The sequence below is a fragment of the Gordonia alkaliphila genome (assembly GCF_023017165.1).
Lineage (GTDB): Bacteria > Actinomycetota > Actinomycetes > Mycobacteriales > Mycobacteriaceae > Gordonia > Gordonia alkaliphila.
In genome coordinates this window covers 2,462,267-2,481,660 of the sequence record NZ_JALKBW010000001.1, presented here as the reverse complement: position 1 = coordinate 2,481,660, position 19,394 = coordinate 2,462,267, and the positions used below count along the sequence as shown (strand labels likewise).

18 protein-coding genes, 1 pseudogene and 1 riboswitch are annotated in these 19,394 nt (G+C 69.6%); of the genes and pseudogenes, 12 read left to right on the top strand and 7 right to left on the bottom strand.

All coding sequences use genetic code 11. From position 1 onward, the window contains the following. Positions 1-3 precede the first annotated feature (3 nt). Positions 4-1,110: an adenosine deaminase gene (locus MUG78_RS11285; RefSeq protein WP_246994836.1), complete on the bottom strand. Its 1,107-nt coding sequence runs from the start codon at positions 1,108-1,110 to the stop codon at positions 4-6. Positions 1,111-1,178: 68 nt separating this feature from the next. Here MUG78_RS11285 and MUG78_RS11280 point away from each other — a divergent pair, with 68 nt between their 5' ends. Further along, the gene (locus MUG78_RS11280; protein WP_246994834.1) at positions 1,179-2,099 is read left to right on the top strand and encodes a DUF3824 domain-containing protein; all 921 of its coding nucleotides are present in this window, start codon (positions 1,179-1,181) and stop codon (positions 2,097-2,099) included. Positions 2,100-2,111: 12 nt separating this feature from the next. Here the strand turns inward: MUG78_RS11280 and MUG78_RS11275 are convergent, their stop codons facing one another. Beyond that, a complete protein-coding gene (locus MUG78_RS11275; RefSeq protein ID WP_246994833.1) occupies positions 2,112-3,425 on the bottom strand; it encodes a thymidine phosphorylase in 1,314 nt (437 codons plus the stop codon). Beyond that, positions 3,422-3,832 carry a cytidine deaminase gene (locus MUG78_RS11270; RefSeq protein ID WP_246994831.1) on the bottom strand — a complete coding sequence of 137 codons (411 nt, stop codon included), beginning with the start codon at positions 3,830-3,832 and terminating at the stop codon, positions 3,422-3,424. Before MUG78_RS11270 ends, MUG78_RS11275 begins: the two co-directional genes overlap by 4 nt. Positions 3,833-4,026: 194 nt before the next feature. On the opposite strand from MUG78_RS11270, the gene sdhC reads away from it, so the two are divergent. From sdhC to MUG78_RS11240, 6 genes are all read left to right on the top strand, one after another. Then, on the top strand, positions 4,027-4,434 hold the full coding sequence (gene sdhC, locus MUG78_RS11265) for a succinate dehydrogenase, cytochrome b556 subunit (protein ID WP_246994829.1): 408 nt from the start codon (positions 4,027-4,029) through the stop codon (positions 4,432-4,434). A 14-nt stretch (positions 4,435-4,448) separates the two neighbouring features. Further along, positions 4,449-4,883, top strand: a complete 435-nt coding sequence (locus MUG78_RS11260) for a succinate dehydrogenase hydrophobic membrane anchor subunit (RefSeq protein ID WP_246994827.1) — start codon at positions 4,449-4,451, stop codon at positions 4,881-4,883. A 16-nt stretch (positions 4,884-4,899) separates the two neighbouring features. Beyond that, positions 4,900-6,654, top strand: coding sequence for a succinate dehydrogenase flavoprotein subunit (sdhA, locus tag MUG78_RS11255; protein ID WP_246994825.1), 1,755 nt, complete (start codon positions 4,900-4,902; stop codon positions 6,652-6,654). Further along, positions 6,654-7,427 carry a succinate dehydrogenase iron-sulfur subunit gene (locus tag MUG78_RS11250; RefSeq protein WP_246994823.1) on the top strand — a complete coding sequence of 258 codons (774 nt, stop codon included), beginning with the start codon at positions 6,654-6,656 and terminating at the stop codon, positions 7,425-7,427. The genes sdhA and MUG78_RS11250 overlap by 1 nt, the downstream gene beginning before the upstream one ends. Before the next feature lie 93 nt (positions 7,428-7,520). Further along, positions 7,521-7,850: a hypothetical protein gene (locus MUG78_RS18305; RefSeq protein ID WP_246994821.1), complete on the top strand. Its 330-nt coding sequence runs from the start codon at positions 7,521-7,523 to the stop codon at positions 7,848-7,850. Then, entirely contained in the window at positions 7,784-8,785 is a 1,002-nt protein-coding gene (locus tag MUG78_RS11240; protein WP_246994820.1) for a D-alanyl-D-alanine carboxypeptidase family protein, read from the top strand. The genes MUG78_RS18305 and MUG78_RS11240 overlap by 67 nt, the downstream gene beginning before the upstream one ends. 20 nt (positions 8,786-8,805) lie before the next feature. Here the strand turns inward: MUG78_RS11240 and MUG78_RS11235 are convergent, their stop codons facing one another. From MUG78_RS11235 to MUG78_RS11220, 4 genes are read right to left on the bottom strand one after another with little or no spacing between them, the layout of a single operon-like run. Next, entirely contained in the window at positions 8,806-9,867 is a 1,062-nt protein-coding gene (locus tag MUG78_RS11235) for a YhjD/YihY/BrkB family envelope integrity protein (protein WP_246994818.1), read from the bottom strand. An 11-nt stretch (positions 9,868-9,878) separates the two neighbouring features. Beyond that, on the bottom strand, positions 9,879-10,904 hold the full coding sequence (gene trpS, locus MUG78_RS11230; RefSeq protein ID WP_246994816.1) for a tryptophan--tRNA ligase: 1,026 nt from the start codon (positions 10,902-10,904) through the stop codon (positions 9,879-9,881). 22 nt (positions 10,905-10,926) lie between these two features. Beyond that, positions 10,927-11,760, bottom strand: a complete 834-nt coding sequence (locus MUG78_RS11225) for an exodeoxyribonuclease III (protein WP_246996981.1) — start codon at positions 11,758-11,760, stop codon at positions 10,927-10,929. A gap of 43 nt (positions 11,761-11,803) precedes the next feature. Continuing rightward, a complete protein-coding gene (locus MUG78_RS11220) occupies positions 11,804-13,336 on the bottom strand; it encodes a cutinase family protein (RefSeq protein WP_246994814.1) in 1,533 nt (510 codons plus the stop codon). A gap of 221 nt (positions 13,337-13,557) precedes the next feature. Beyond that, positions 13,558-13,670: riboswitch (SAM riboswitch) on the top strand. Between the two features lie 61 nt (positions 13,671-13,731). On the opposite strand from MUG78_RS11220, the gene MUG78_RS11215 reads away from it, so the two are divergent. From MUG78_RS11215 to MUG78_RS11195, 5 genes and pseudogenes are all read left to right on the top strand, one after another. Next, the gene (locus tag MUG78_RS11215) at positions 13,732-15,033 is read left to right on the top strand and encodes a bifunctional o-acetylhomoserine/o-acetylserine sulfhydrylase (RefSeq protein WP_246994813.1); all 1,302 of its coding nucleotides are present in this window, start codon (positions 13,732-13,734) and stop codon (positions 15,031-15,033) included. Positions 15,034-15,076: 43 nt separating this feature from the next. Next, a complete protein-coding gene (metX, locus tag MUG78_RS11210) occupies positions 15,077-16,243 on the top strand; it encodes a homoserine O-acetyltransferase MetX (RefSeq protein WP_246994811.1) in 1,167 nt (388 codons plus the stop codon). Between the two features lie 176 nt (positions 16,244-16,419). Continuing rightward, on the top strand, positions 16,420-17,382 hold the full coding sequence (locus MUG78_RS11205) for an SDR family NAD(P)-dependent oxidoreductase (protein WP_246994810.1): 963 nt from the start codon (positions 16,420-16,422) through the stop codon (positions 17,380-17,382). Positions 17,383-17,443: 61 nt separating this feature from the next. Further along, positions 17,444-17,875: an SRPBCC family protein gene (locus tag MUG78_RS11200; protein WP_246994808.1), complete on the top strand. Its 432-nt coding sequence runs from the start codon at positions 17,444-17,446 to the stop codon at positions 17,873-17,875. A gap of 36 nt (positions 17,876-17,911) precedes the next feature. Continuing rightward, positions 17,912-19,389 (top strand): annotated as a pseudogene (locus MUG78_RS11195) (SDR family oxidoreductase). The last annotated feature ends 5 nt before the right edge of the window (positions 19,390-19,394 follow it).

Below are 19,394 nucleotides of genomic sequence, written 5' to 3'. Positions count from 1 at the left end.
AATTCAGCCGAGCAGCACGGCGTAGCCGGGCTTGACCACCTCGTCGATGAGCGCGAGCCGCTCGTCGAAGTGCAGGAACGATGATTTCATCGCGTTCACGGTGAAGCGCTGAAAGTCGGCCCAGCCGTACCCGAAGGCCTCGTGCAGCAGCAGGAATTCGCGGCTCATCGTGGTGTTGCTCATCAGCCGGTTGTCGGTGTTCACGGTGACCCGGAACTGCAGGCGCGCAAGCACATTGAACGGGTGCTCGGCGATCGACGCCACCGCGCCGGTCTGCACGTTGCTGCTCGGGCACAGCTCCAGCGGAATCCGCTTGTCCCGCACGTAATCGGCGATCCGGCCGAGTCGGGCGCCGGGATAGCTGTGGTCGGCCGGGCCGCTGCCCGGCGGCAGGGTGATGTCGTCGATCATCCGCACGCCGTGGCCCAGCCGGTCGGTGCCGCAGAACGCGACGGCCTCGTGGATGGACGGCAGCCCGAAGGCCTCCCCCGCGTGAATCGTGAAGTGCGAGTTCTGATCTCGCAGATACTCGAAGGCGTCCAGGTGGCGCGACGGCGGGTTCCCGGCCTCCGCGCCGGCGATGTCGAAGCCCACCACCCCGCGGTCGCGGAACCGGACCGCCAGTTCGGCGATCTCGCGGGAGCGCGCGGCGTGGCGCATCGCGGTCACCAGCCCCCGCACGATGATCGGTTGTCCCCGCTCGGCCGCCGCGGCCGCGCCGTCGGCGAAGCCGCGCAGCACCGCCGCCACCGTCTCGTCCAGCGACAGGCCGCGTTCGGTGTGCAGTTCCGGCGCGAACCGCACCTCGGCGTAGACCACCCCGTCGGCGGCCAGGTCCTCGGCGCACTCGCGCGCCACCCGGGTCAGCGCCTGCGCCGTCTGCATCACCGCGACGGTGTGCTCGAAGGTCTCCAGGTACCGCTCCAGCGATCCCGCGTCGGCGGCCGTCGCGAACCAGTGCGCGAGCGTCTCGGCGGTGTCGGCGGGCAGTCGGTCGTAGCCGATCTCGCGCGCCAGCTCGAGCACCGTCGCCGGTCGGAGTCCGCCGTCGAGGTGATCGTGCAGCAGCACCTTGGGCGCCAACCGGAAGTCGTCGAGTGTGCACGCCATGTACCCCACCGTAGCCGTGCCGCCGCGGCTCCTGCGGGAGGGAAATCCTCGACCGGCATGATGTTCATATGAGCGATTCCGACGAGTGGCGCCCCGTTCCGCCCGAGGACACCGATCCGACGAGCCTGCCCGACTCGGCGAGCGTTCCCGACCCGGCGGTGCCCGAGCAGGAGAACCCGTACGCGTCTCAGCCGTACGCACCCCAGCCGTACGCCATCGACCCGTCCGCACACGCCTACGGTGTTCCGCCGCAGCACCACCCGCTGCTGCCGGTGCCGTCGCCCCCGTCGTTGTCGGCGGCCTTCTCCTGGGCGTGGCGCAAGTTCTCCGCGCACGCCGGCGTCATCGTCGGCGCCGCCGCGCTGTGGGCCGCGGTCCTGGTCGCCGTCCTGGTGGCCCTCTGGATCGTCGCCACCGCGGTTCTGCTCTTCGTCTTCACCGTCGGCGGCGGCTGGAGCGCCGACTCGTTGCCGACGGTCGCCGTGCTGACCACCTCGCTGGTGCTCGGCATCGTCCTCACCCTGGTCGGGGCGATCGCCGTGTCGTGCTGGCTGAACGCGTTGATCGTCATCGCCGACGGACGACGCCCCGAGCTGGCCGACTTCGGCCGCCCCGCGGCGCTGGGTCCGATCATGGCGATCTCGGTGGTCATCGGGGTGATCTCGGTGCTGCTGGACGTCCTTTTCGTCGACGGCCTGGACATGGAATGGGCCTCGTGGATCGTCACCCTCGTGATCAGCTTCGGCACGCTGTGGATGCTGTACCAGGCGGCCGACGCGCGACTGTCCACCGCCGGCGCGGTGCGCACGGGCCTCGATCTGAGCATGCGCAACCCCGCCGCCACCCTGATCGTGCTGGTGGTCACCACGCTCATCGGGCTCGCCGGAATCCTCGCCCTGGTGGTGGGCCTGCTGGTGGCCCTCCCGGTGAGCGGGCTCTTCGCGCTGTACTACTTCCGCGCCCTCACCGGCCGCCCGATCGCGGCCTGACCGGCAGCACGCCTAACCGGCAGCGCCGACCCGCCCGAGCACCCGCGACGCCGCCACGGCGGGCCGATCCGTCGACACCGTGACGGCGTCGGCCAGCCGGGCCCGCGCCGCCGCGAAGCGGGCGGGATCGTCGGCGTGCAGGGTCAGCAGCGGAGCACCAGCCTGCACCGCATCGCCGATGCCGGCGTGCCAGGTGACTCCGGCACCGGCGGAGACCGCCGCGCCCGGCACCGAGCGGCCCGCCCCGAGCTCCCACGCCGCATGTCCGACGGCCAGCGCGTCCAGACCCGACAGGTACCCGGAGTCACGGGCGACGATCACCTCCCGGTGCGCCGCCTGCGGCAGGGGCGCAGCCGGGTCGCCGCCCTGCGCGGCGATCATCGCGCGCCAGGTGTCCATTCCCTGCCCGCCGGTCAGGTGCTCGGCCGGGTCCACGTCGTCGCGCCCGACGGCGGCCAGCATCGCGCGCGCCAAGGCGAGGGTCAGCTCCACCACATCCGCGGGTCCGCCGCCGGCCAGCACCTCCAGCGCCTCGGTCACCTCCAGCGCGTTACCCGCCGAGCGGCCCAACGGCGACGACATGTCGGTGAGCAGCGCGCTGGTGGCGACCCCGGCGTCGGCGCCGAGCTCGGTCATGGTCGCCGCGAGCTCGTGCGCGTCGTCGTACTCGGTCATGAACGCGCCGGAGCCCACCTTCACGTCGAGCACCAGCGCACCGGTGCCCTCGGCGATCTTCTTGCTCATGATCGACGCCGCGATCATCGGAATCGAGGCGACTGTGCCGGTCACATCGCGCAGCGCGTACAGCTTCCGGTCGGCCGGGGCCAGATCGGCCGACGCCGCGCAGATCACCGCGCCCACCCGCTCCAGCTGCTCGCGCAGCGCGTCCGGGCTCACCTCCGCCGACCAGCCGGGGATCGCCTCGAGCTTGTCCAGCGTGCCGCCGGTGTGCCCGAGGCCGCGCCCGGACAGCTGCGGCACGGCCAGCCCGTAGGAGGCGATCAGCGGAGTCAGCGGCAGCGTGATCTTGTCCCCGACCCCGCCGGTGGAGTGCTTGTCGACGGTGGCCAGCGCCCGGCCGTCGCGGCGCAGGCCGGACAGATCCATCCGCGTCCCCGAGGCGATCATCGCGGCCGTCCAGTCGGCGATCTCGCGGCGCGTCATTCCACGCCACAGGATCGCCATCGCCAGGGCGGACATCTGCTCCGGCGCCACCGTGCCCGCGGTGAAGCCGGCCACCACGGCGTCGATCTGCGGCGTCGACAGCTCACCGCCGTCGCACTTGCGGCCGATGACGCTCACCGGGTCGAGCGCAGCGGTGCTCATCGGGTCTCCGCCGCCCGCGCGAGGTCGTCGGGGCCGAAGGCATCCGGCAGCAGTTCGGCCAAGGCCCGGGGTCCGTGCACGGAGTCCACGAGCAGCCCCGGACCGCCGAACTCGAGGAGGACCTGCCGGCACCGACCGCACGGGGTCAGCACCCGGCCGTCGCGGTCGCAGATCGAGATCGCGCGGAGTCGTCGTACCCCCGCGGAAACGGCTGCACTGACCAGCGCGACTTCCGCGCACACGCCGAGTCCGTATGAGACATTCTCCACATTGGCACCGAGCACCATTCCGCCCTCGCCACTGATTGCGGCCGCCCCCACCGGAAAACCCGAGTAAGGAGCGTAGGCCCTGGTCATCACGTCGCGCGCGGCGTCCCGCAGGTCGTCGAAGTGGATTTCGGTGCTCAATTTCGCTCCTCGAATCGCGGAATTCAAAAGGTAAGGCAAACCTAAGGCCTGGATCTGGTCTCCGTCACATTGTTACAAGGATTTATGACAACACTCAGCATGGGTTTAAAGTCAGGAGTCATTGGGCCTTTGGTCTGCGCCCGCAGCACCCGAGCCCGACTTCACTTGTCGACACTTTGGAGGCGTAGAACGCGATGAGCACCCCCACCGAGGTCGCACCGGATCCGGTGCGCAAACGCTCTCTCTACCGCGGAGATCCCGGCATGTGGGCCTGGGTGCTTCAGCGGATCACCGGCGTCACCATCTTCTTCTTCCTGTTCGTGCACGTACTGGACACCGCGGTGATCCGCGTGAACCAGAACACGTACACCGAGATCATCGACACCTACAAGACCTGGTACATCGGTCTGATGGAGATCGGCCTGGTCTTCTGCCTCCTGTGGCACGCCCTCAACGGTATCCGCGTCATCCTGATCGACTTCTGGGGTAACGGCCCCAAGTACCAGCGTCAGATGCTGTGGACCGTCGTCGGCGTCTTCGCCGTGGTCTTCACCGCCGCCGCCGTCCGCCTGCTGTCGCTGATCATCAGCCACGCGTTCTAAGGGAGCGAAGAGTAATGACTATCGAAGCCAAAACCATCGCGACCGATTACGACCGGCCGGCCAGCCTGGACGCACCGCGCGCACCGCGCGCGCAGAGCCGCACCAACTTCGAGAAGTGGGCATGGCTGTTCATGCGCTTCTCCGGCATGCTCCTGGTGATCCTGGCCCTCGGCCACGTCTTCATCATGCTGGCCTGGGACGACGGCGTGCACCGCATCGACGCCTCCTTCGTCGCCGCGCGCTGGCGCGAGCCCTTCTGGCAGGTCTGGGACCTGACCATGCTGTGGCTCGCGCAGCTGCACGGCGCCAACGGTCTGCGCACCGTCATCTCCGACTACTCGCGCAACGACCGCACTCGCTTCTGGCTCAACGCCCTCCTGGCGATCTCCGGGATCCTGGTGCTCGTCCTCGGCACCTACGCGATCCTCACCTTCGGCTCCGGCTCCTAAGGAGAACTAGAAACTCATGCAGGAACATCGGTATGACGTCGTCATCGTCGGCGCCGGCGGCGCCGGGATGCGCGCGGCCATCGAGGCCGCTCCGCGCGCCCGCACCGCGGTACTGACCAAGCTCTACCCGACGCGCAGCCACACCGGCGCGGCGCAGGGCGGCATGTGCGCCGCCCTTGCGAACGTCGAGGAAGACAACTGGGAATGGCACACCTTCGACACGGTCAAGGGCGGCGACTACATCGTCGACCAGGACGCCGCTGAGCTGATGGCCAAGGAGGCCATCGACGCGGTGCTCGACCTGGAGAAGATGGGTCTGCCGTTCAACCGCACCCCGGAAGGCCGCATCGACCAGCGTCGCTTCGGTGGCCACACCCGCGATCACGGCAAGGCTCCGGTGCGTCGCGCCTGCTACGCCGCCGACCGCACCGGCCACATGATCCTGCAGACGCTGTACCAGAACTGCGTGAAGCACGACGTCGAGTTCTACAACGAGTTCTACGCGCTCGACGTGAACATGACGACCGACGAGAACGGCGAGCCCGTCGCCAACGGCGTCGTCGCCTACGAGCTGGCCACCGGCGAGATCCACGTCTTCCACGCGAAGTCGATCATCTTCGCCACCGGCGGCAGCGGCCGCATGTACAAGGTGACCTCCAACGCGCACACCCTCACCGGTGACGGCATGGGCATCATCTTCCGCAAGGGCCTACCGCTGGAGGACATGGAATTCCACCAGTTCCACCCGACCGGTCTCGCCGGCCTGGGCATCCTCATCACCGAGGGCGTCCGCGGCGAGGGCGGCATCCTCCGCAACGCGGACGGCGAGCGCTTCATGGAGCGCTACGCCCCCACCATCAAGGACCTCGCCCCGCGCGACATCGTCGCCCGTTCGATGGTCCTCGAGGTCCTCGAAGGCCGCGGCGCCGGCCCCAACAAGGACTACGTCCTCCTGGATGTCACGCACATCCCGGAAGAGACCCTGATGGCCAAGCTCCCCGACATCATGGAGTTCTCGCGCACCTACCTGGGCGTCGACCCGGTCACCGAGCTGGTCCCGGTCTACCCGACCTGCCACTACGTGATGGGCGGCATCCCGACCAACATCAACGGCCAGGTGCTCGCGAACAACACCCAGGTGGTCCACGGCCTGTACGCCGCCGGCGAATGCGCCTGCGTCTCGGTGCACGGCGCCAACCGCCTCGGCACCAACTCGCTGCTCGACATCAACGTCTTCGGCCGCCGGTCCGGCATCGCCGCCGCCGAGTACGCCAACGCGACCGAGTTCACCGAGCTCGAGGAGAACCCCTCCGCGCGCGTCGAGGAGTGGGTCGCGCAGATGCTCAGCGATCACGGTCACGAGAACGTCATGACCATCCGCACCGAGCTGCAGCAGACCATGAACGACAACGCCGCGGTGTTCCGCACCGAGGAGACCCTCAACCGGGCGCTCACCGACGTGCGGGCCCTCAAGGCGCGCTACGAGCACGTCACGGTCACCGACAAGGGCAAGCGCTTCAACTCCGACCTCCTCGAGGCCATCGAGCTGGGCTTCCTGCTCGAACTGGCCGAGGTCACGGTCGTCGGCGCGATCAACCGCAAGGAGACCCGCGGCGGTCACGCGCGCGAGGACTACCCCGATCGCGACGATGAGAACTTCATGGTTCACACGATGGCCTACAAGAAGGGCGACGGACTGATCTCGGACATCGAGCTCGACTACAAGCCCGTCGTTCAGACCCGTTACAAGCCGATGGAGCGGAAGTACTGATGACTGTCACCGTCGAAAACAACGCCACCAACCTGCCTCCGGTGCCGCCGGAAGCGACGATGGTGACGCTGAAGATCTACCGTTTCAACCCGGAGAACCCGGACGCGCAGGGCTTCGAGAGCTTCCGCGTCCCGGCGCTCCCCTCGGACCGCCTGCTGTCGCTGCTGCTCTACGTGAAGGGCTACCTGGACGGCACCCTGACGTTCCGTCGCAGCTGCGCGCACGGCATCTGCGGCAGCGATGCCATGCGGATCAACGGCGTCAACCGGCTGGCCTGCAAGCTCCTGATGAAGGACCTGCTGCCCAAGGACACCAGCAAAGAGATCACCATCACCATCGAACCCATCAAGGGTCTCCCGGTGGAGAAGGATCTCGTGGTCGACATGGAGCCCTTCTTCGACGCGTTCCGCGCCGTGAAGCCGTTCCTGATCACCAGCGGCAACGAGCCCAGCCGCGAGTACATCCAGAGCCAGGCCGACCGCGCCCGCTTCGATGACACCACCAAGTGCATCCTGTGCGCGTGCTGCACCACCAGCTGCCCCGTGTTCTGGACCGAGGGCAGCTACTACGGCCCGGCCGCGATCGTAAACGCACACCGCTTCATCTTCGACAGCCGTGACGAAGGCACCATCGAGCGTCTGGACATCCTGAACGACGCCGACGGTGTGTGGCGCTGCCGCACCACCTTCAACTGCACCGACGCATGCCCGCGTGGCATTCAGGTGACGCAGGCGATCCAAGAGGTCAAGCGCGCCCTGATGTTCTCGCGCTGACAGTCCACTCTGCAGCCCCGACGAAGCCCCCGGTCCGCTGACCGGGGGCTTCGTTGTCGGCGCCGCCGCACCGATCGGTACAATTTCCCCGCAATGCGCTCCTCATCACTTTCCCGGTTCCTGCCCGTCGTACTCACCGCCGTCCTCGCCGTCAGCGGCGCGCTGATTCCCGCTGCGGCGTCGGCCGATCCCGGCTCGGCGCCCACCCCGACGGTCCTGCTGCCCACCGGCACCGTGCCCCCGGAATGCCCGCACGAGATCCACACCCGCCGGCGGTCGACGATCGGAGACCGTCGCGCCGGCGACCACCGCTCCCTGCCGTGCCGACCCGCCGTCGGCGGCGAGCGCCTGGGCGAGTGCGGATCGTCGCCGACCCGGCCGCCGGACCCACCCCGGCGGATCTCACCTCGCAGGGCTGGCTGATCGCCGATCTGGACACGGGCGCGGTGATCGCCGCGCTGGATCCGCACGGGCGCTACCGCCCGGCGTCGACCATCAAGGTGCTGCTGGCCCTGGTGGCGCTCGAAGAACTGGACCTGAACACGCCGATCGAAGCGACCGTCAACGACTGGTCGATGGAAGGCGATGCCTGCGGCGTCGGCCCCGGCGGGCAGTACACCACCCGCGACATCGTCACCGGCCTGCTGGTGGTGTCCGGCAACGACTGCGCCAACATGCTGGCCCGTGAACTCGGCGGCTACGACGAGACGCTGGCCAAGATGAACGCCAAAGCCAAGGCGCTCGGCGCACTGGACACGCGGGCGGCGAGCCCGTCCGGTCTCGACGCGGCCGGCATGTCCACCTCGCCCTACGACCTGGCGGTGATCTTCCGCGCCGGCATGGAGAACGACGAGTTCGCCGCCATGATCGGCCTGTCGTCGTATCGGTTCCCCGGCTACCCGGCCCGCAAGGACGTCCCCGGCGACGAGGACCATCCCGCCTACCTGATGGGCACCTCCAACACCCTGCTGCGCGACGGCGTACCCGGCATGACCGTCCTCGGCGGCAAGACCGGCTACACCGACGACGCGCTCAAGACCTTCGTCGGCGCCGTCGAGAAGGACGGCCGGAAGCTGCTGATCGTGCAGCTGTTCGGGCTCACCGAGGGCGACAACAGCTATCATGATCAGGCGGTCCGCATGCTCGACTACGGCTTCGCCGCCGACCCGTCGATCGCGGTGGGCAGCCTGGACACCGGGGCCGAGAAGACGTCCGGCAAGGACCAGCCCGCGTGGGCCGGCTCCGGCACCGATGCGGCCGCGATGGGCCCGCTGCAGCTGATCCTGGTGGGCGTGCTGACGTTGACCGCGGCCTCGCTGGTGGTGCTGGCCGTGCGACGGCATCGTCGACGACGCTGAGCCCGCCGGCCCGACGAGCCTCAGCGGTCCCGGCGGACCCAGCCGTACAGGCCCGCGGCGGCCGCGCCGATCCCGGCCGCGGTCAGCAGGGCGCGGGCCGTGGGCGCCTCCGTCTGCTCGTACACCGGTGCCAGGACCACCGGTTCGCGCTCGGCCTCATCGTCCTCGTGCGTGTAGTCCACCAGTTGGTACTGCTCGTTGCGCGGGTTCGCCGCGATCCAGGCGGACGCGTACAGCACGATCTGCGAGGCCAGGAAGGCGAAGGCCAGCATGCCCAGGATCGGACCGAAGGCGACGCCCGCCGGGCTGTTCAGCACCGACTGCAGGTACAGGCCGCCGAGCGTTTTGAGTGCGGTGAAGATCAGCGCGGTGGCCAGGGCCGGCCAGAGGACCACGCGGACCGGGAGTCGGTGGCGCGGCAGTCGGGCCAGTACCACGATGAACAGCCCCCAGGTGCCCAGCACTGCGATCAGCTGGGAGCCCAGCTTGAGCAGTTCGCTGACGTCGCCCAGGCCCAGCCACTCGGTCACCTTCAGGGCGATCGGCCCGGTGGCGATGACCGTCAGCGCGATGGTGAGGACGAAGACCAGACCGAGGACCACGAACATGCCCAGGTCCTTGACCTTCGCCAGGATCGCGTTGGTGCTTGTGCGGCCGCCCCACATGTCGGTGATGCCGGTGCGCACCAGCCCCATCCAGCCGATGCCGGTGAGGGCGGCGCTGACCAAGCCGATCAGACCGACCGCGCCGCGCGAGTCGATGGCCGAGGTGATGATGTCGCCGACCGTCTCGCCCAACTGGCCCGGCATCGCCTCGACCACTTCGCGCACCAGGGTGTCGACCAGGTCCGGCCGACTGGCCAGCACGAAACCGGCGATCGAGAAGCTCACCATCAGGATGGGGACCAGCGCGAGGATCCCGCTGAAGGCGATGGCCGCGGCATAGGTGCTGCCCCGGCGCTCACCGTAGCGGGTGAGCGTCGCCAGGATGTGCCCGAGCCACGGCCAGCGCGTCTTCAGCGTTTCGAAGAGCGCGACGGCTCGGGCCACGAGTGCTTTGATCCGGTCGACGATTGCTCCCATCGAAGCCGACGCTACCGTGTCGCGGGCGCGAAGCCGATCTTCTCGTACACATCGGCGAGGGTCTTGGCCGCGGTGGCGCGGGCCTTGGCGGCGCCGTCGGCGAGCACCTCAGTCAGCGCGTCGCGGTCGTCGAGCAGTTCCTCCACCCGCCCGCGCAGCGGCGTCACGAACTCGGTGAGGGCGTCGGCGGTGTCCACCTTGAGGTGGCCGTACTGCTTGCCGACGTAGCCCTCGACCAGAGCGTCGACGCTCCTGCCGGTGAGCGCGGCCTGGATGGTCAGCAGGTTGGAGACGCCCGGCTTCTCCTCGCGGTCGAAGCGGATCTCGCTGCCGCTGTCGGTGACCGCCGAGCGGATCTTCTTGGCCGAGCGCTTCGGGTCGTCGAGCAGGTTGATCAGACCCGCGTCGGACTCGGCCGACTTGCTCATCTTGGCGGTCGGATTCTGCAGGTCGTAGATCTTCGCGTACTCGCTGACGATGCGCGCCTTGGGGACCACGAAGGTCTCGCCGTAGCGGGAGTTGAACCGCTGCGCGAGGTCGCGGGTCAGCTCGAGGTGCTGGCGCTGATCCTCGCCGACCGGCACCTCGTCGACGTCGAAGGCGACGATGTCGGCGGCCTGCAGGATCGGGTAGGTGAACAGGCCGACGCTGGCCGACTCGAGGCCGCCCTTGGCCGACTTGTCCTTGAACTGCGTCATGCGGCTGGCCTCGCCGAAACCGGTGAGGCACTGCAGCACCCAGGTCAGCTGCGCGATCTCCGGGATCTGCGACTGGACGTAGATCGTCGACCGCTGCGGGTCCACACCGATCGCCAGCAGCTGGGCCACGCTGCGCAGGGTGCGCTCGCGCAGCTGCGCGGGATCCTGCGGCATGGTGATCGCGTGCATGTCCGGGATGAAGTAGAACGCCTCGTCGAAGTCGTCCTGCAGCGCCACCCACTGTCGTAGCGCGCCCAGGTAGTTACCGAGGTGAAACGAGTCGCTGGTCGGCTGGATTCCGGACAGGACGCGGCGCGGGCGCGGGGTGGGAGTGGTCATGGCCCCCATTGTTTCAAACGGTTCAGCGCGCGAAGCGGGCGGTCACCGGTGCGTGATCGGACCAGCGCAAGTCGTAGGCGTCCGCCCGATCCACCCACACCTGCTCGGTCCGGGCGGCCAGCGCCGGGCTCGCGAGGTGGTAGTCGATGCGCCAGCCGGCGTCGTTGTCGAAGGCTTTGCCGCGCCACGACCACCACGCGTACGGACCGGCGACGTCGCCGTGGTGTGCGCGGGCCACGTCGACCCAGCCGGAGGCCATCCGCTTGGCCACCCACTCGCGTTCGTGCGGGAGGAAGCCGGCGTTCTTCAGGTTGCCCTTCCAGTTCTTGATGTCCCGCTCGTCCGGGGCGATGTTCCAGTCCCCGGCCACGACGACATTGCCGCCGGCGGCGAGGAGATCGTCCAGGTAGGGGCCGAAGGAGTCCAGGAAGCGCACCTTCTCGTCGTGCTTCTCGACGTCCTTCGGGTTCTCGGTGCGCGCGGCCCCCGACGGCACGTAGACGCTGGCCACGGTGATCGCGTCGGCGCCGGAGCCGAAGTCGGCCTCGAGGTAGCGGCCGAGGGTGTCGAACTCGTCGCTGCCGTAGCCGATCCGCACCGCCGTCGGCTCGGTCCGCGACAGCATGCCCACGCCCGACCGGCCGGCGACCGACGACTCGGTCATCGCCAGGTGCCAGCCCGCGTCCAGGGCCGGGGCGAGCGCGGTCCGCGCGATCTTCTCCGACGCCCGGATCTCCTGCAGCAGCACCACGTCCGGGGCGGCGGCGGTGAGCCACGGGAGCATGCCGAGGTTGTGTTCGTTCCGCTGCTTCACGGCGGCCCGAACACCGTTGACGTTGACACTGGCGACGGTCATCGATGCGCTGCTCACAGCCCAGCAGCTTAGCCGCCCTGCGCGGTCACGCCGTGATCTCGTCGAGCGGAGCCTCGTCCTCCGACGGCACTTCCCCTGCCGGCGCTTCCACTGCAGGGACTTCGACAGACGGCGATTCGACGGACGGGGTGTCGACCTGCGGCGTCACGACAGGCGGATCGATCGTGGTCGGCGTCGGCTCCACGAGCAACGTCGGCGCCTCCGACGATGCGGTCGGCGCGTCCGAGGCGAACCGCAGTGTCTCGGTGCCGGTGGTGGACGAGGTTCCATCGCGCACCAGCTCGACCGCCTCCCCCACCCAGTGCTCCACGAACCGCAGCGGCATGGCCGCGATCGACACCACGCTGCCCGCGATGCCCTGCAGGCTCTGCAATACCGCGGGCAGGTTCAGATCGCGCACACCGTTCAGCAGGTCCTGGAACAGGAGCACGCTGGGCAGGTAGCCGCCGTAGCCCAGGTTCGGCAGTTCGGGCAGCAGCGTGAACACCGGCGTCACCAACCACTGGAGGTCGGACAGGTTGGCGTGCGGGAAGATCCCGTTCAGATTCGGCCGCAGGCTGAGGACGTCGATCACGTCGCGCGGCGGCAGGCCGAGGGCTGCGCGCACCTGGTTCACCGCGTCCCGCCGGACTCCGCTGATCGCCGATCCGGCCGGGATCATGCACTCCACGTAGCCGACGCCGGCCCCGGCCTGCACGACGGCCGGGTCGGCCGCACACTGCCAGGTCCCGCTGTCGGTCACTGGGCGCCACATCCGCCACGGGTAGTAGCCGTGCTTGGTGAAGTAGCCGACCAGGCCGTCGATCGCTCCGATCGGATCGTGCAGCGGGTCGGGCAGATCGCAGATCGGATCCCCTTCGACGCAGAAGCTGGTCACCGGGACGTCGCCGAAACCACCCGCGCGCGCGCCGCTCATCGTGAGTCCGGGGAGCACGCCGAGCAGCGTCTGCTCGATGCCGCGTCCGCTCTCCGGCCCGTCCCGCCGGGGATCGGAGTACAGCTCCCCGGTCAGGCCGTCGGCGCTGATCCAGTACGACTCGCCGTCCGGGCCGACCACTTCGCGGTACGTCACGCCGTCGACGGTCTTGGTGGAGGTCGACGTCCCGACCGCGTTGAGCACATCGCCCGCCACACGCGCGCCCTGCGAGTAGCCGGCCACGACGACCGGTTTACCCGGGCATTCGGCCTGGTACTCCGCGATCGCCTGGGCGGTGGCCACGGTGCCGCGGCGCACGTCGTCGTCGTAGGCGACGGTGCCGACCGGCCACAGTTCGGTGGGATAGGTCGGCGCGATGACGCGGTAGGCGTTGTCACCCTGGTACGGGCTGTGGGGGTTCACGGTCCCGTTGGCCATCTTGCCGGTGTACCGCTGTTTCACCCCGATGAGATGGTTGGCGCCCACATCGTTGGTGCCGGCGACGGCGATCAACGCCCCGCCGCCGCAGTCGACCGGGTCGGCTCCGGCCACCGCGGGCAGCGCGCCGGCGCCCAGAACTGCGGCCGCAGCGACCACCACGGTGCCGCGTCGTGTCAGCGACCGCAGCGATCGTGCGTTCATGATGGATCGCCCCCTGCCCAGCGGAAATGGAGCAGAACGCCCCTCGCCTCCAGCGTCCGTCACCGCCGGTCCGACGGCTATCGTCCGTTCGGAGGAATGCCCAGAACGACGGCGACTTCGCCCGCCGCCAGTACCACAGTGCCGCGACCTGCGAAGAGTTAAGTTCACGCCCCTGCCTGGTGTTACCGGCACGCGTCGGTGGTGCTATATCCTGAGGCACAGGTCATGAGTGTCAGCGCCAAGCCCCGGCTCGCTGAACGGCAACCCTCCAACCGCGGTGGGGTGCTCCGGGTGATGACCTGGTCGTCACGCGACGTGACGACAAGCGCGGGTCCGAGGGTCGGACCCCTCACCGGGCAGTGCCCGGCCGACCGATAGAAAGTGATCTGACGTCTATGTCTGACGCCAACCAGTGGAGCTTCGAGACCCTTCAGGTGCACGCCGGCCAGACCGTCGGCGACACCAAGGCACGGGCCTTGCCGATCTTCCAGACCACCTCGTTCGTCTTCGACGACACCGACCACGCCGCGAACCTGTTCGCCCTGGCCGAGCCGGGCAACATCTACACGCGCATCATGAACCCGACGCAGGACGCGGTGGAGCAGCGTCTGGCCGCCCTCGGCGGCGGCGTCGCCGCGCTGCTGCTGGCCTCGGGCCAGGCCGCCACCACCTACGCGATCCAGAACATCGTCGAGAACGGCGGCCACGTCGTCTCCAGCCCCCGTATCTACGGCGGCACCTACAACCTGTTCGCGCACACCCTGCCGAAGTTCGGTATCCAGGTGTCGTTCGTCGAGAACCCGGACGATCCGGAGTCGTGGCGCGCCGCGATCCAGCCGAACACCCGCGCCGTCTTCGGTGAGTCGATCGCCAACCCGCACAACCAGATCCTCGACGTCGAGGCGATCGGCAAGGTGGCCCACGAGGCCGGGCTGCCGTTCATCGTCGACAACACCGTCGCCACGCCGTACCTGTTCAACCCGTTGGACCACGGCGCCGACATCGTCGTGCACTCGGCTACCAAGTACATCGGCGGCCACGGCACCTCCATCGGCGGCGTCATCATCGACGGCGGCACCTTCGACTGGCGCGTCGAGCGCGACGGCGAGAGCCTCTTCCCCGGCTTCACCCAGCCCGATCCCAGCTACGGCGGCGTGGTCTACGCCGACCTCGGCGCCCCGGCCTACGCCCTCAAGGCGCGCGTGCAGCTGCTGCGCGACACCGGTTCGGCCATCTCGCCGTTCAACGCCTTCCTGCTGGCCCAGGGCATCGAGACCCTGAGCCTGCGCGTGGAGCGCCACGTCGCCAACGCGCAGAAGGTGGCGGCCTACCTCGAGGCGCACCCGCAGGTCGAGTCGGTCACCTACGCCGGCCTGGAGTCGTCGCCGTACTACGAGCTCGGCCAGAAGCTCATGCCGAAGGGCCAGGGCGCGGTGCTCGGCTTCGAGATCGTCGGCGGCAAGGAGTCGGGCCGCAAGTTCGTCGACTCGCTGGAACTGCACAGCCACGTCGCCAACATCGGTGACGTCCGCTCCCTGGTGATCCAGCCCGCCACCACCACGCACAGCCAGCTGAGCGACGACGAGCTCGCCGCCGCCGGCATCAGCCCGGGCCTGATCCGCCTCGCTGTCGGCATCGAGAACATCGACGACATCCTCGCCGATCTCGACAAGGGCTTCGCAGCCGCGAAGGGCTAGGACCGAAGTAACCGTGAATCGCCCGTCGGACGGAATCTGAACAGTGTCGGTGAGTATCGACGCGACAGCGACGATCAGCGACCCCGACTGGACCAGTGGTCCGGACGGGGCGTCGATCGACGTCTCGATCGGCGACCTCGCGTTGGAGTCGGGGCGGCGGCTCGAGGATGTGACGGTCAACTTCCAGCGGTGGGGCACCCCCAACGCTCGGCGGGACAACATCATCCTCGCGCTGCACGCCCTGACCGGCAACTCCCATGTGACCGGCCCGCCGGACGATCGCTTCTCGATGGTCGGCTGGTGGGACGGACTGGTCGGCCCGGGCCTGGTGGTCGACACCGACGAATGGTGCGTCGTCGCACCGAATGCGATCGGCGGCTGCTTCGGGTCCACCGGTCCGGGCAGCATCGCGCCGGACGGCAAGCCGTGGGGCGCCCGTTTCCCGCGCCTGACGGTGCGTGACCTCGTCGCCGCCGAAGCCAAGGCCTTCGAGTCGTTGGGCATCACGCGGTTCGCCGCGGTCACCGGCGGCTCCATGGGCGGAGCGCGCGCCCTGGAATGGCTCGTCACCCATCCCGAGCGGTGCGACTCCGGCCTGGTCCTCGCAGTGGGCGCCCGCGCCTCCGCCGACCAGATCGGCACCCAGACCACGCAGATCGCCGCCATCACCGCCGACCCCGACTGGCAGGGCGGCGACTACTACGGCACCGGCCGCGCACCGATGACCGGCATGGGCATCGCCCGCCGGATCGCGCACCTCTGCTACCGCAGCGACGGTGAACTCGACGAGCGGTTCGAGAACAAGCCGCAGGGCGACGAGGAGCCGCTGCTCGAAGGCCGCTACGCCATCGCCAGCTACCTGGAGCATCAGGCCGACAAGCTGAAGCAGCGCTTCGATCCGGGCAGCTATGTGGCCCTCACCGACGTGCTCAACAGCCACGATGTCGGACGTGGCCGCGGCGGAGTGACCGCCGCGCTCAACGCCTGCCCGGTGCCGACCATCGTCGTCGGCATCGACTCCGACCGGCTGTACCCGCTCTACCAGCAGGCCGAGCTCGCCGCGGAGCTGGGCAACTGCGTCGACGGCCTGCAGGTGGTGCACTCCAGCGCTGGCCACGACGGCTTCCTCACCGAACGCGAGCCGGTCGGCGAGTTGCTGGCTCGCACCCTGGAACTGGCGCGGCGCCGGCGCGACGACACCCGCGCCTGACCGCTCCCGGCCAGGCCTGTCCGGCCGGGCGTTCCGGTTCCCGCCGGACGCCGCGGCTGCCGCGACCCATCCGGCGCGGTGTCAGCACCGAATCCCTGGGGTACCCGTCCTGTCGACGAACGGAGCACCCCCATGGCAGATGCCGACGCATGGCCCGCACGTGAGGCGTCGACCCGGTGACGGCCGCCGCCGCCTTCGACGCGGTGCTGGACCGCACGGTCGCACCGGGCTACTCCCGGTTCGGCTTCGCCGCCCGCCGACGCTGTTGGCCAGACGACGATCCGGCTCCCGGTGCCCTTCTCGGTCGCACCGCCCTGGTCACCGGCGCCAATTCGGGCATCGGCAAGGCGATCGCCGCGGGTCTGGCGGAGTTGGGCGCGACCGTGCTGATGACGGTCCGCGACCGCGAACGCGGCGAGGCGGCCCGCCGGGACGTCCTGGCGCAGCTGCCGGACGCGGATCTGGTGGTGGAGCAGTGCGACGTCGCCGATCTCGCCGCGGTGCGCCGGTTCGCCGACTCTTTGATCGACCGGCACGTCCGGCTGGACCTGGCCATCCACAACGCCGGGGTGCTCCCCGCGCAGCGCACCGAGGGCCCGGACGGGCACGAACTGTCGTTGACCACTCATGTGCTGGGCCCGATCCTGCTCACCGAACTGCTGCTTCCCGCGCTGGCCGCGTCCCCGGATCCAAGGGTGGTGCTGATGTCGTCGGGCGGCATGTACGCCCAGCCGCTGCCCGACGGCGACGTGGAGTACCGCTCGGGCGAGTACCGGGGCGCCGCCGCCTACGCGCGCAGCAAACGCATCCAGGTGGCGCTCACCCCGCTGCTGGCCCAGCGTTGGGCTAGCAGCGGCGTGACGGTCGCGGCCATGCATCCCGGGTGGGCCGACACCCCCGGCCTGGCCGACGCACTGCCCGGCTTCCGGCGTCTGACCCGGCCGCTGCTGCGCACCGCCGAGCAGGCCGCCGACACCGCTGTCTGGCTGTCGGCTACCGCGCCGACTCCCCCGTCGGGCCTGTTCTGGCACGACCGCCGCCCGCGCCCCACCCACTACCGGCCCGGCACCCGGTACGACGACGCCGCACTGCACCGAGTGTGGCGCCAGTGCGCCGTCGCCGCCGGGCTCGCCCGGTAGGCCCACGCACGGACACCACCATCATCGATGCCGAGAATCGGCCGACCGAAAGGACTCTCCCATGATCGACATGCAGCGTGAAGTGACCACCATGGCACCGCCGGCAGCGGTCTTCGATTACCTCGCCGACTTCCGCACCACCGAACAGTGGGACCCCGGCACCGTCCGCACGGTCCGCGTCGAAGGTGACGGCGGGGTGGGTACCCGCTATGCCAACACCTCGGAATTCCTGGGGCGCACCAGCGACGTGACCTACGAGGTGATCGACCTGGTCCCCGGCACCTCGATCCGGCTTCGGGGCGAGAATCACGCCCTGATCGCCCACGACACCATCACGGTGTCCCCGCACGGGGGCGGCTCGCTGGTGACCTACCGCGTCCAGTTCGACTTCCAGGGCCGCCTGCGCTGGGCCGAGCCGCTGCTGCGACTGGGCGTGCGCCGCCTGCTCGACAAGGGGGCGCACAGCATGGGTCGCGAACTGGCCCGCCTCTGACCTGTCGACCCACCCACCTCGCAGCAGGGAGCAGCAATGACAGATACCGGACCGCGCGGGCTGCGGGTACTGGTCACCGGTGCCACCGGCTACATCGGCGGACGCTTGGCGCCCCGACTGCTCGCGGCCGGCCACCGGGTCCGCGCGCTGGCCCGGGATCCGGCCAAGATCAGCGATGTGCCGTGGGCCGCGGACGTGGAGGTGATGCGCGGGGACCTGAACGACCCGGCCTCCCTCGAGGCCGCTTGCCGGGACGTCGATGTGGTCTACTACCTGGTCCACTCGATGGCCGGCGGCGGCGACTTCGCCGACGCGGAACAGCGCGGCGCTAAGAACCTGGCGGCCGCCGCGCGGCGAGCCGGGGTCGGCCGCATCGTCTACCTCGGCGGCCTGCACCCGGCCACCGGGCATCTGTCGACGCACCTGAGGTCGCGGCAGCAGGTCGGCCAGATCCTGATCGATTCCGGGATACCCACCCTGGTGTTGCAGGCCGGCGTGGTGATCGGTTCGGGGTCGGCGTCGTTCGAGATGATCCGTCACTTGGCCGACCGTCTGCCGGTGATGACCACTCCGCGGTGGGTGAATAACCGCATCCAGCCGATCGCGATCCGCGACGTACTCCACTATCTGGTGGCGGCGGCCACGGCGCCGCTGCCGCGCAGTCGGACTTTCGACATCGGCGGGCCCGATGTGCTGCGGTACGGCGAGATGCTGCAGGTGTACGCCGACGTGGCGGGGCTGCTCCGCCGCCGGATCCTGGTGCTCCCGGTCCTGACGCCGACGCTGGCCGGGCTGTGGATCGGGTTGGTGACGCCGATACCGCCGTCGCTGGGGCGGGCCCTGATCGAGTCCCTGCGCACCGAGGCCATCGTCACCGAACACGACATCGACGACGTCATCTCTCCGCCGGAGGGCGGTACCACCGGCTACCGGGAAGCCGTGGCGCTGGCGCTGGCGCGCATCGAGAACGGCGAGGTGGAGACCACGTGGGCCAACGCCTCACCGACCGCCGCTCCGGCCGATCCCCTGCCGTCGGACCCGTCCTGGGCCGGCGACGTGGTGCACACCGACGACCGCTCCCTGGTCTGCGACGCCCCGATCGAGCGAGTGTGGCAGGTGGTCGAGGGCATCGGTGGCGAACACGGGTGGTACTCGTTCCCGCTGGCGTGGACGGTGCGGGCTGGCTGGACCGGCTCACCGGCGGGGTGGGGTTGGCGCGGGGGCGCCGCGACCCGCACGTGTTGTACACCGGCGAGGCCCTGGACTTCTGGCGGGTCGAACGCATCGAGCGGCCCCGGCTGCTGCGGTTGCGCGCGGAGATGCGGACCCCGGGCGGCGCGTGGCTGCAGTGGGAATTGGAACCGCGCCCCGACGGCACGACGCTGCTGCGTCAGCGGGCCATCTTCTTTCCGAAGGGGCTCGCCGGCCAGCTCTACTGGTACGCCCTGGTGCCGTTCCACGGCATCATCTTCACCGGCATGATCGCCAACATCGCCGGCGCCGCGGACCGCTGACCCGG